The organism is Chryseobacterium sp. GVT01B (genome assembly GCF_019970045.1).
Lineage (GTDB): Bacteria > Bacteroidota > Bacteroidia > Flavobacteriales > Weeksellaceae > Chryseobacterium.
Genome location: NZ_JAHXYI010000004.1, coordinates 146,690 through 159,878, shown reverse-complemented (window position 1 = coordinate 159,878; position 13,189 = coordinate 146,690). Strand labels below are relative to the sequence as shown.

General features: G+C 35.1%; 9 protein-coding genes. 2 read left to right on the top strand and 7 right to left on the bottom strand.

Going from position 1 to position 13,189, the window contains the following annotated elements:
- Positions 1–156: 156 nt before the first annotated feature.
- A complete protein-coding gene (locus LC457_RS10620) occupies positions 157–1,581 on the top strand; it encodes a tetratricopeptide repeat protein (protein ID WP_223599815.1) in 1,425 nt (474 codons plus the stop codon).
- A 9-nt stretch (positions 1,582–1,590) separates the two neighbouring features.
- Here the strand turns inward: LC457_RS10620 and LC457_RS10615 are convergent, their stop codons facing one another.
- The 7 genes from LC457_RS10615 to LC457_RS10585 form a co-directional block, all read right to left on the bottom strand.
- Positions 1,591–2,223, bottom strand: coding sequence for a DUF308 domain-containing protein (locus tag LC457_RS10615; RefSeq protein WP_223599814.1), 633 nt, complete (start codon positions 2,221–2,223; stop codon positions 1,591–1,593).
- Positions 2,224–2,378: 155 nt separating this feature from the next.
- The gene (locus LC457_RS10610; protein ID WP_223599813.1) at positions 2,379–3,485 is read right to left on the bottom strand and encodes an agmatine/peptidylarginine deiminase; all 1,107 of its coding nucleotides are present in this window, start codon (positions 3,483–3,485) and stop codon (positions 2,379–2,381) included.
- Positions 3,486–3,808: 323 nt separating this feature from the next.
- Entirely contained in the window at positions 3,809–5,227 is a 1,419-nt protein-coding gene (locus LC457_RS10605) for an amino acid permease (protein WP_223599812.1), read from the bottom strand.
- 201 nt (positions 5,228–5,428) lie between these two features.
- Positions 5,429–6,373 (bottom strand): hypothetical protein, encoded by a 945-nt coding sequence (locus LC457_RS10600; RefSeq protein WP_223599811.1) that lies wholly within the window; start codon positions 6,371–6,373, stop codon positions 5,429–5,431.
- Between the two features lie 174 nt (positions 6,374–6,547).
- Entirely contained in the window at positions 6,548–7,162 is a 615-nt protein-coding gene (locus tag LC457_RS10595; protein ID WP_223599810.1) for a response regulator transcription factor, read from the bottom strand.
- Entirely contained in the window at positions 7,159–10,131 is a 2,973-nt protein-coding gene (locus tag LC457_RS10590; protein ID WP_223599809.1) for a HAMP domain-containing sensor histidine kinase, read from the bottom strand. The genes LC457_RS10595 and LC457_RS10590 overlap by 4 nt, the downstream gene beginning before the upstream one ends.
- A 289-nt stretch (positions 10,132–10,420) precedes the next feature.
- Entirely contained in the window at positions 10,421–10,714 is a 294-nt protein-coding gene (locus LC457_RS10585; protein WP_223599808.1) for a helix-turn-helix domain-containing protein, read from the bottom strand.
- A gap of 184 nt (positions 10,715–10,898) precedes the next feature.
- Between LC457_RS10585 and ccoN the strand changes: the two genes are divergently transcribed.
- Positions 10,899–13,178: a cytochrome-c oxidase, cbb3-type subunit I gene (ccoN, locus tag LC457_RS10580; protein ID WP_223599807.1), complete on the top strand. Its 2,280-nt coding sequence runs from the start codon at positions 10,899–10,901 to the stop codon at positions 13,176–13,178.
- The last annotated feature ends 11 nt before the right edge of the window (positions 13,179–13,189 follow it).

Below are 13,189 nucleotides of genomic sequence, written 5' to 3'. Positions count from 1 at the left end.
CATTATAATGAATTAAAAAACAGCATTTTGTAAAATAAACTGAGTATTTTTGACGTATATTTTCACTCTATTCTAATGTAAAAATTATCTGTAATTATTAATTTTTTTAATCATATTCATAAAAAAGTTATTTTTGCTTTAATAATTTTAAAAAATATGTTCCCTAATTTTAGAATTAAAGCACTATATCTGATTTTCTTTTCCTTCACAACCTTTTTTAACGCTCAGGACTTTTCTTTTCAGCCCGAACCTATAAAAACAACATTAGAATACAGAAAGAGACTGGATGCAGAAGGAGCCTTAAAGTTTAACATTGATGCTCTTAAACAATATGAAGAGAATAATAATACGAAAGGTATTATTATGGCATATACCAATATAGGAAGTATATTAAGCGGACTTGACAGGAACAAAGAAAGCCTGGAATATCTTGACAAAGCTAAAAAAGAGCTGCTCTCTATTAATGATCCTCTTCTGAAGGCCAATTTATACAATGAATATGGAAGGAATTATACACGTCTGGGGCTTTATGAACAATCCAATGCAGCCTTTGATCGGGCAAAATCTTATATAAAGAAAATTTCCAATCTTAAACAGAGAGAATTTGCTCTGGCCTACAACTATTCATGGAAACAACAGAACTTTCCCAAAGATAAAAATCTTGATTCTTTACAAGCTATAAAGAAGAGAATAATGGGATCAAAACCTAATATCACCTCTTATACAAGAACAGCAGATAAATTTATTGCTGAAAAAATTCATTTAGATTCTGCTGAATACTATATGAATAAGGCTCTCGCTCTTTCCAGAGAGGCTTCTGAGATTGAAAAAGCGACTGCATGGTTCAGCTATGGAGATCTGTATAATGTAAAAGGAAATAAAGAAAAAGCACTTGAATATTATCTGAAATCACTTGATATATTTCAAAAAACGGAAAATACCCCTGCCTCTCTGCTGACTATTTATGACACGATTTCCAGTGTTTATAAGTCTTTAAATGAAATTGAAAAGTCTAATGAGTATCTAAGAAAATACACCATTCTTAGCGACAATATCAGTAAAAATGAAAAAGAAGCCATAAATCTTGCTGTTAATAAGCTGATAGATTTAAAACACGAGGAAAAGGAAAAAGAAAGACAAATGTTCTACTTTATAGTGATAATTATTGTAATATCATTTGTTCTGTTATTATACTTCATCAGAAAAATCTATATTAAAAAAGTACTAAAAAAAGAAAAAATTCTTGAGAAAAAAACCATTGAAACAGATGTTCTTAAATTAAAAGTAAACAGTTCATTTGACGAAATCATCCAACTTATGGAGAGCAGAAGCCCTCTGTTTCTGATACGTTTTAAAGAAGTGTACCCTGAATTCTATGAAAAACTAATTACACATACTCCGGAACTTACAGAACATGATATAAAATTCAGTGCTTATATCAGATTAAACCTTACGAATAAAGAAATCTGCCAATATGAAAACATTAGCTTACGGGGAATAGAGACCAAGAGATACAGGCTCAAGAAAAAACTTAAACTTTCCTCAGGTATTGACCTTCAGAAATGGATTCTGGAATTGTAAAATAGGGCATTATTTTTTCAGATCATCAATCTCTTCCTGTAAAGCTTTGATTCTATCTCTTAGTTCCTGGCTAACTTTTCCAGGAATTTTTTTAATTTTCCTTAAATCCAGAGCCAGCATAATGGAAGCAATTCCCATGAAGATAAAAGAAACCCCTGTAAGAGTAACTAATGAAATTCCTGTAAACACCGGATTAAATATCAACAACAGAGAAAATATAATTCCTCCGACACTGGCCAGCGCTACATTTCCCCAGCTCATTATTCTCATACTTCTTAGATCGAATGCAAAACCTAATAGCTGAAAGGAACGAAACAGTAACGTGAATCCGATCACAAACGGCAGCACAGTCATTGAAATCTGAGGATTTGCGATGAGATAAACTCCTATTGCAGTAGTTAATAATCCACTTACAAGAAACCAACCCCAACCCTGCAGGGATTTACTGTTCTGTAAGGAAAAGAATATTTCCGTAATTCCAGAGAATAAGAATGAAACACTAAAAAAAATAGAAAGTGTAACATACGTTGCAAGGGGCACACTGAATACATAAAAACCACAGATCAGGAATATAATTCCGAAGATTAATGGAATGTACCAGTGTTTTACAGTATTGGTAAGGGTTTGAAATAAATTGGCCATAGGTGTCTTCTTTTGGTCCTGCCTACTTTTTGTAACGGTTTTCGGCTTATCCGCAGGTATTTCAAACAGATTAAAATTTCACCTAGATTTGAAATATAACCTCTTACCAATATACGAAAATAACCTTAGAAAATAAATCACTTCATTCTTTAAATTTATCTTGCCGAAGCTCCCGCAGGCTGCTGTTGGGTAACACAATGCACCATTCCTCCATTTTCATATAGATTTCTTACATCTATTCCTATCACTTTTCGATCCGGATACTGCTCCTGAATAATCTTATTGGCAGTTTTATCATTAGGGTCTCCATAATTAGGAACAAGTACTACTGTATTGGCAACGTAATAATTGACATAAGAGCCTTTTTCTTCCAGCTGTTTCCCATAGGCTGTTTTCACTTTGTTCATGGTTGCAGGCAAGTAAACTTTTTTGTATTCTTTTCCATTTACATTAGTTGCTGTATAAAGTGTATTGACATCTTTTTCCGAAAGCTCGAGCTCCAGAAGATCATCTTCTTTCATCGTAATCATGGTATTATGATTAATGAATTTCATAAAACCATCAATATGCATATCGGTAACATCCAGTCCTGTTACGCCATCCAGCCAGATCACTTTTGAAACACTATAATAGGTTTCAAACATTTCTTCAGCTTCTTGCTGAGTGATATCTTTGTTTCTGGTAGCTCCTTTTTTCTGGCTGATTACTGAGCTTTTACAAGCCATTAAAACCCCGTTTCCATCAGTTTCCACAGAACCGCCTTCATTTACCATTTCTTCATTCAGATTGATTACTTTTATTCCCAGGTCTGCACCTATCTTTTGTGGAATTTCATCACAGTTTTCAAAATCAAATTTCTCACCCCAACCGTTAAATCCCCAATCTTCAATGAGAATATTTCCTTTGTCATCTTTTACGAAAATAGGCCCGTTATCTCTGATCCATACATCATCAGTAGGATAAACTTTGAAATCAACATTCTTCATAGGAACTTTATTTTCTTCCAAAAGACTGATAATTCTGTTTTTTTCTTCCGCATTATAAGCAATAATGTGAACTTTCTCGCCTGACTGAAGAGCTTTCGTCATATCTATCCAGGTCTTCTCTACCCTTTTACGGTACGTCATTCCGTGCTGATAATGATGGGGCCATTGCAGCCATGTTCCTTCATGTTTTGAAGATTCTTCGGGAAAATGATAGTCTGTCTGTGCCATAATTACTATAAAGCTCAATACTAAAGTGAGTGTGAATAATTTTTTCATATCATTAAATTTCTTTGACTTTACACAAAAAGGAAGATGAGAAGAAATACATTTTTCATTCTATTTGTTTTTTTGAAGTTTTACATTGTAAATTCATTGTTGTGATGATTTACAGGTGCAAAATTACATCCTTCAAAAAGACAAATCTTGTCCTAAATTGACATTCTTTCCAAACAGCTGAAATATCCAGCTCGCTAAAATGATAGAAATAGAGATATATTTTGAAAATATACCCTACTACCAATTTACAGAAATAAAAACAAAAAAGGTGAAAATCAAATGATTTTCACCTTTCCAAAACATGTTTAAATCTGTTTTATATTTTACTTCGGTTTGTACAATTTATACATAACAAACAAAAAGCCGATCCATACCGGAATCAGAATCACCTGAATTTCCATTCCTGTGATACTCATCAATCCTAAAATCAGAACCAGAAAGGCAATACAGATATAATTGGATACAGGATAAAATATAGAAGGGAATTTTGAATGAATTCCTGATGCATTTATTGATTTTTTAAACTTCAAGTGGGTGTAGCATATCATCAGCCAGTTAATGATTAAAGTAGATACTACTAAAGCCATTAAGTACTCAAAAGCTTTTTCAGGCACAAGTTTATTAATAATAATACATATCCCGGCAAAGCATGATGAAATAAGAATGGCATTGATAGGGACAGAATTTTTATTCAATTTTTTCAGGAATTTCGGGGCATTCCCTTGCTGAGCCAATCCGAAAAGCATTCTGCTGTTACTGTAAACACTACTGTTATATACTGATAAAGCCGCCGTTAAAACAATCAGGTTCAGAACATTTGCAATCAATGTATTGAACTGAATCACTTTACCAAAAAGGCTGAATTCAAGACCATTCAGATTCTGAAACACCATTACAAACGGGCTGGATCCTTCTGTAATATCTCTCCAGGGACTTAATGAGAATAAGATCACCAAAGCTCCTACATAAAAAATAAGAATTCTATAGATCACCTGATTGGTAGCCTGTGGAATAGTTTTTTCCGGATTTTTAGCTTCAGCAGCTGTGATTCCGATCAGTTCCAATCCTCCGAAAGAGAACATAATCATGGCCATTGCAGCAAATAATCCAGAATATCCGTTTTCTGTTTTATTAAATAATCCTTTTGGGAAAAATCCGCCATCATTCCATAAATTGGTAATCGTTGCTTTTTCTCCTCCTGTACCACTTATCAAAAGATATACTCCGAAGATAATCATGGCTATAATAGCGACTACTTTGATGATAGAAAACCAGAACTCTGTTTCTCCGTATACCTTTACAGAAGCAAGATTAAGTGCATTAATTACAATAAAAAAGAACAAGCTGGAAACCCAAAGCGGTATATCCGGCCACCAAAAGTGAATATAATGTCCGATTGCCGTGAGTTCGGCCATACTTACCAGGATATAGAGAATCCAGTAGTTCCATCCGGAAGCAAATCCAGGGAAATTTCCCCAATATTTGTAGGCAAAGTGGCTAAAACTTCCTGATACGGGTTCCTGAACAACCATTTCACCAAGCTGACGCATAATAAAGAAGGCAATGATTCCGGCTAGAGCATAGCCTAAAATTACTGATGGTCCTGCCAATACTGCAGCCGGCCCGATTCCCAGAAATAAGCCGGTTCCTATGGCACCTCCAAGGGCTATTAATTGAATATGTCGGTTTGTTAATCCTCTAACTAAAGTCTCCTTTTCTCCTGTTTTATTTTCGTTGCTCATTGAATGAATTATTCGGTCGCTAAATATATAAAAACTTTTCAGAGAAATTCACATTCCATGGGGTAAATTGACAATTCACCCTTCTTCAAACCGGAAAGCCCCTTTCTATTTATACCTTTGCTGGTAAAATATAAAATATAATTACAAAAAGCGACCTTAATCTATCGATCAAGACCGCTTTTCCACAGTATCAATATTATTTTAATTCGCTATTTTGTATCCGAACATCGTACTTGTCACAACTTCGTACTTGTTACCAGAAGACACTCCCGCTACAGAAGCCATACTTACCGTTTCTCCTGCATTAAGATAAGCCATACATGAGATACTCGAACCAAAAACCCTCGTTACGGTAGGTTGATAAGACTGAACTAATATACTTCCCACATTACCCGGAGCATAATTTTTTATCAGGTAAAGTACTGTCCAGGTAAAATTCGGATTTCCTGCCACATTTCCATTGTCAAACTGTGTAGACCCCTGAATCACATAATATCCAGCATTGGGTGCTGTAAAAGCTCCTGTAGAGGTATTGAGTACATTTCCTTTATTAAGAACTGTACCCTGAGGATAAGTAATCGCTGTTCTTATCCATGGATCAGAGGGAGTGGCAGTAGCATCACACATTTGCCGGGTCGTAGTAGACACAGCTGAAAACGGATAAGTAGATTCTGCAGAAGGAATACTGTTGGAACTAGAAAGCAGCACCAGTTCCCATGTTGTACCGGTAGTGGTTCCTTTATTGACCAAAAATGCATAATATCCGGGAGGGACCGTAATGGCAGAAACACCCAGCCCGGTTCCGTTCTGATCATCAATCAGTTCTGATCCATTAGCTGAAACAGTAAGTATTTTTGCTCCGGTATTTTTGAAGTGATAAGTACGTCCGGAAAAATTACCCGCACCACTGATGGCTGCCGGCAAAGCTAATGTTCCATCGGCAGTTCCGTTATAAGCAACATAGTAATCATTAGCTCCTACCGCACCACTTGTGCCAACTATTTTATAGGTGGCAGCAAATGAACCATTGACAGTAAGGGTACTGCCGGGATTTGCAGTATTAACCCCCACATTACCTGACTGGGCTTTTACCAGAATACCATTTAAACCAGCCACTAAGGCAATGAAAAGCATCTTTTTTTTCATAAACAAATACGTATTTTAGAATCTAAGGGTCCTGAATAATATCCAATACCTTCAATTATTTAATGAAAGTTTTCGCAATACGAACCTACTGCAAAAACAAGTAAATAAAGAACAGATTCTGTACGCATTTTTCCACAAAACTGTAGCGGCTTTATGACAAGAACAGATGAGAAATTAATGTATTTCGTTGTAAATATCAAGCAATTCAACCAGATTGGTAATCTTCAGTTTCTGATATACCCGTCTTTTGTAGGTACCCACAGTAGATTCTTCAATATTAAGGGCATTCGCTATTTCAAGATTTCCGTTTCCTTTTGCAAGAAGATTAAAAATCTGCATCTCTCGTTCAGATAAATTTTCGACGGCATTTCGCTTTTTATTTCCTTTCAGCAGTTCATTCGTGATCTCAGGAGTATAATAATATCCATCTTTAAAAAGAGCTTCAATAGCTTTAACAAAATGATCCGGGTCGCTTTGCTTGTTCAAAAAGCCGTTCGCACCTTCTTCAATATACTGCAGGGCAATATTTTCTTTGTAGGAGGTAAATATTAAGATAAGTGTATCTTCAGAGATACTTTTGATTTCCTTGACCATAGATTTGAGAATACTTCCCGGAAGTTCAATATCAAGAATAACGAGGTCATATTTTTCGGATTCAATTTTCTTTTTTGCTTCTCCGTAGGTTTCTGCAAAATCGACTTCAAAATGATTAAAATTTTTCTCCAGGATCATAGCTGTCCCGATTCTTACCACATGATGGTCATCTGCAATGAGTATTTTTTTTGTCATATTTTAATAAGGATTTTAATAATGGTTCCTTTAGGTGTATTTCTATGAAAAGTCATTTCGGAATTAATTTTCATCATCAGCTGAACAACCATGTGAAGACCTAACCCATAATTTTTAAAAACCATGTGTTCGCTGCCTTTTGTCTTAAAAAGTTCGGAATAGTAAACCCGTTGTTCATCAGACATCCCGCCGCCCGTATCTGTGATGCTGATTTCTATATGTGATTCTGTGGAGCCCGATTTGATTGTAATTTCCCCATCTGAAGTATTTTTCACTGCATTATCGATGATATTATGAAAAACCGCAAGGAGAATATTTTTATTAAGCCTGCTCTTCAGTTGATGATCACAAAAATTATATATAAATGTATTTTTCCTTGCTGCTATTTCTTCAAATAACAACCTTTTAGTTTCAATCAGATCATAGATTGAACATTCTTCATCTGTTGTATTTCCCTGCTTGTATAGTTCTGTGTATTCTTTGAGACTTAATGTAAATTTATACAGCTGCTCCGAGGTTTTGTAAATGCTGTCAAAATATTTTTTCTGGGTCTTCAGATCTACTGACTGATTAAGTTCCTGTGAAAGAAGTGCAATAAATTTAACCGGTGTTGTAATATCATGGCTTATACTTTCTACCAGTTTTTTTTGATAATCGGATTCATTTTTCAGTTTATTATTGGTTTCCAGCAATTCTTTATCTTTATGCAACAGTGTATTTTTCAGCGCTTTATTTTTCAATCTTAAAAAATTGGTTCTCATCTGTACAATTCCTAAAACGATGAAAACAGCAATACCTGCAATCAGGATTTTAAAAAGAACAGTTTGATAAAAATAGGCTTCCACTTCTACAGGAATTGTTTTATAAACGAATTTTCCGGTTTCTGAAGATAAAAACCGAACGCAAAGAGTATAATTTCCAGGGTCTATATTGGCCAGCCTAAATGTTTTATCATTTTTAATAGTAATCCATGAGCCATCCTCATTATCTGAAAGCTTTGCCTGCAGATAGATATTTTCCAGATCGGAATAGTAAGGAATATCAATATAGAGTTCTGCATTTTTATAACCACATTCAAGAAAAAGTTTGTTGTTCAGTTGAATCATTTTCCCTTTTATTCTTGCTCTTTCCAGATAGATACTTTCAGACTTCGGATAATAGGTTTTTACATTTTCCGGATTAAAAAATACAAACCCCTCCATGGACGGAAATACAAATTGCCCATCTTTCAGCTTATGAGCACAGGGATTGGCACTTCCGTTGAATTCATTATTTAAAAGACCTTGTTTTTTGGTGTAACGATAATAAGTGATCACTCCCTTCATCGTTTTCATGTACTGCAGAAGAGTATTTTTATTGACTTTAAACAGTCCGTTATCAGAAGAGATCCATAAATTGGAATGTTGATCTTCCAACAGATAATGAGCATTAGCCAGAAAATTATTTTTATCGGAAGGAACTCTTACAACTTTCTGAGCTTTTATTAAATAAATCCCTCTGTTGTAAGTAGTAAACCAGGTATTCCCGTCTTTTGTCCTGATAATTTGTTTTACAGGAAGACCTTTTCCAATCTGCTTTATCATCCTTTTCAAAGGAAGAGAATACACGTAAATTCCTCCACTACTTCCCAGATAAAGAAGGTCTTTATCATATCTGAACACCGCATCTATATTATCTTCACATGGAATAATTCTTTCAATTTTTTTTAAATTATCATGACTAAACAGATACAGATAAAACTGATTTTTATCTACGATGGATGCAATATAAAGATCTCCATTTTTATAAAGCCCATCAATCTCTTTGTCTTTAAAAGCAATGGAATCATATTTTGTAAATCTGGTATTCTTATACCGTACATGAATAGAATTATTTTCCCGGTATATCAGATTTCCCTCATTATCTTCAAAGATATATCTCTTATCATAAGATTGAGGGGCAAAAAATAATCTTTCTGAAGTATTACGGGAATACTTTATTCCCTCCTGCGTCAAGACAGAATTATCCCCGTAAGAAGTTGCTGCATAGCAGACCTCATCCTGATAAGACAAATTTTTCCTGGAAACTGAAAAATCTGATAAGCTCAATATCTTTAGTCCATTAATAGAACTTCCGATATATAGTTTTCTTGCAGTCTCATCATAATACATAGCTCCTGAGATATCTTTATCAATATCCTTGTATTCTAATAAAAAAGTGAGTTTTAGTTTACCTCCAGAGTATTCACTTCTGTATATTTTACCATGGTAAATCATAAAAACCTGTCCGGAAATCTGCTGCCAGTACATTCTGGTTTCAGGCTCTGTATAGATAGAAGGAGCTTCTATTTCTGACAATATACCTCTGTACAATTGGATTATTTTTTTTCTGACCGGATCACTGATGAGTACATATTCACCATGAACAAATATTCTTTTTAACCGGTCATAAGAAAACCCATCAGCAACTAAAGTTCTTTTCTTGCTTTTTTTATCAACGTAAACAATATTATTATTTTCAAAGTAATATTTTCCTTCATCCAATTGAACATAATAGGAATTTATATAATAAGAAATATATCTGGCAGTGATATTATTCCTTACAATTCTTTTATAGATCTTACTTTTCAAAGCACCTCCGTACTCAAATGTGTTATTTGCCGCTATCACATCCGGTCGGCGGCGGGAAATCAGAAGAACTTTTTTTTCAGAAATATTGAAAACGGAAATACTGTCTTTTTTTATATTGCCATAGAAATCTCCAAAACTTAAATTTTTAAGTTTAAAATTATTATACTGTACAAAGTTACTCCCGTCATATCTCAGAACCCGGCCTTCCATAGACAGCCAGATGAATCCATATTTATCTTTTACAATATCTTTGATACTGTTTTGAGGGAGACCGTTATCCATGTTATACCATTGAGTGGTATAGTTTTGACCGTTGATGCATAAAGAAAGTAAGAGTGAAATAAAGTGAAGTAGCTTCATTCAGTGGCCAGCGTTAGATTTATGACAAATATATTATAGAAAATTAAATTTAATGTAAAGATTTATCCACAATTATGTGAATTTTTTTCTACATAATTATTTATTAATAATTTATTGATTATAATAAATTTGAAAATCCAAATATTTGTTCCCTCATCAATGCCATGATTATCAGGCACACTAGAAACACAGCTCTTTTTTGAGCAAAAAATATGATCTTCTTCGATAGCTGAAGGAGATCATTATTTTATGATTGTTAAAAATTAAATGTAATATAAAAGGGTACTGTCTACAAAAACTCTTTCGGAATTGAAATATTATTCTTTTTCATATACTCCAAAAGATCCTGGTATTTATCTTCATATGTATCTATTCCACATTTATGCGAAATGCTGCAGATATCGGATGGCTTGATGTCTAAAATAGTTGATATTTTAGTCAGTATCTCCAAATTAATTTTCACCTTGGAGTTTTCAATATCGGAATAAGCTTTTTGGGAGATTCCCATTTCAAAAGCCATGTATTCCTGTGTAAGGTCTTTACTCCTACGGATTTTCCTGATATTTTGTCCACATACTTTCATCGTTTTTGTTTTAGTAGTTTTCGGTATATTTTAGAAGATTATCTAATAGCCTCTAACAAAGTTAATAAATACCTTTGGCAAAACATTATACACGTTACATGATATTTATTTTCAACATAGAAAAGAGTCAAAAATAAGCCTTTTTTCAGAGAAAATATCACTTCGGTAAACACTATTGGAATTTATGGAGACGCAAAAATTTAATTATGACAATAATATTGTCAGAGCATTCCTCTATGCTACCATCGCATTTGGACTTGTAGGATTTCTGCTGGGGCTTACAGCTGCATTGATGCTTTTTTATCCTGAATTACCTGAATTTTTATTCGGTACGGATGATACAACTATTAAAAGCTTAGCTTCGGGCAATATTCAGGGACTGATCAATACTCAGGGAGCAATGGGCTTCGGAAGAATCAGAATGCTTCATACCAGTGCTGTAATTTTTGCTTTCGTCTGTAATTCCTTTTTCTGTGGTGCTTACTACAGTATGCAGAGACTTCTTAAAACAAGAATGTATAGTGATACGCTTTCATGGATCCATTTCTGGTCATGGCAGATTATGATTATCAGCGTAGTGATCACATTTCTTATGGGAATCAACACATCTAAAGAATACGCTGAACATGAATGGCCGATTGACATTTTAATTGCATTCTCATGGATCGTTTTCGGAATCAATATGTTCGGAACTATTGCCAGGAGAAGAGTGAGACATTTATATGTAGCCATCTGGTTCTATCTTGCAACCTGGATTGCTGTGGCAATGCTTCACATCTTCAATAATCTGGAAGTTCCGTTATCTTTCACAAGCTGGAAATCTTATTCTGTATATGCAGGTGTAAAAGATGCATTAGTACAATGGTGGTATGGGCATAATGCAGTAGCATTTGTTTTAACGACCCCTGTATTAGGCCTGATGTATTACTTTATGCCAAAAGCAGCACAACGACCGGTATTCTCATACAAGTTATCCATCATTCACTTCTGGTCGCTGATCTTTGTATACCTTTGGGCCGGGCCTCACCACCTGCAATATACAGCTTTACCTGCCTGGGCTCAGGCGGTAGGAACAGGATTCTCTATTATGCTTATTGCACCGTCATGGGGAGGAATGCTGAATGGTCTTCTAACCTTAAGAGGGGCATGGGATAAAGTAAGAGAAAATCCGATTCTGAAATTCTTTGTAGTTGCTATTACCTGTTATGGTATGGCTACTTTCGAAGGACCTTTATTGGCAACAAAATCATTAAATAAAATTGGTCACTATACCGACTGGGTTATTGGTCACGTACACTTAGGAGCTCTTGGATGGAATGGTTTCATGGCATTCGGAGTGGTATATTATCTGGTTCCGATCATGTGGAGAACATCTCTTTGGTCTAAAAAACTGGCCAACTGGCACTTCTGGCTGGGAACATTAGGAATTATCTTCTATGCCGTTCCTATGTATATTTCAGGATTCACACAGGGATTGATGTGGAAACAATTCAACCCGGACGGAACTTTATTGTGGAAAAACTGGCTGGATACAGTAACTGCGATCATTCCTTACTTTAAAATGAGATTCTTAGGAGGTATTCTTTATCTGTCAGGAGCAATTTTAATGGTTATTAACGTTATCAAAACGGTTAAAGCCGGTTCATTCCAGAAAGAAGTTCCTGCAGAAGCTCCTGCATTAGCCAACATCGGTACTTCAAGAAAAGAAGGCGAAGGGGTACACCTGTGGTTGGAAAGAACACCTACTCTCCTTTCTATATTAGCTTTTATCACAATCGCTATTGGTGGATTGGTGGAAATTATTCCGACACTTTCACTGAAGCAAAGTGTTCCCACGATCACAGCAGTAAAGCCATATACTCCACTGGAACTGGAAGGAAGAGATCTTTATATCCGTGAAGGCTGTAATTCATGCCACTCTCAGATGATCAGACCTTTCCGTGATGAAGTGGTAAGATTTGAAGGAAAAAACGGACAGTATTCCAAAGCCGGAGAATTTATTTATGACAGACCCTTCTTATGGGGATCTAAAAGAACAGGACCGGATCTTCACAGAGAAGGAGGAAGAAATCCGGATTCATGGCACTTCAAACATATGTACAATCCAAGAATTACATCTGCCGGTTCCATCATGCCACGTTTCCCATGGCTGATTACCAATAAACTGGACCGCAATCAGATGGTGGATAAAATGAAACTGATGAAAAATGCTTTCGATGTTCCTTACACAAAAGCTCAGATAGATTCTGCCAACCAATGGGCAGACAACCAGTCAAAAGCGATTGTACAGAGAATATATTCTGAAGCAACGGATGTAAAAGATCAGATGGTAAAAGAAAAAACAGCAAAAGGATCTGCGTATGTACCTCTTGAACAGAGAGAAATTGTAGCCATGATCGCGTACCTGCAAAGATTAGGTACCGACATTAAAACAACACAGGTACAAACTGCCAGCGTAGAGTAACATTTAAAATT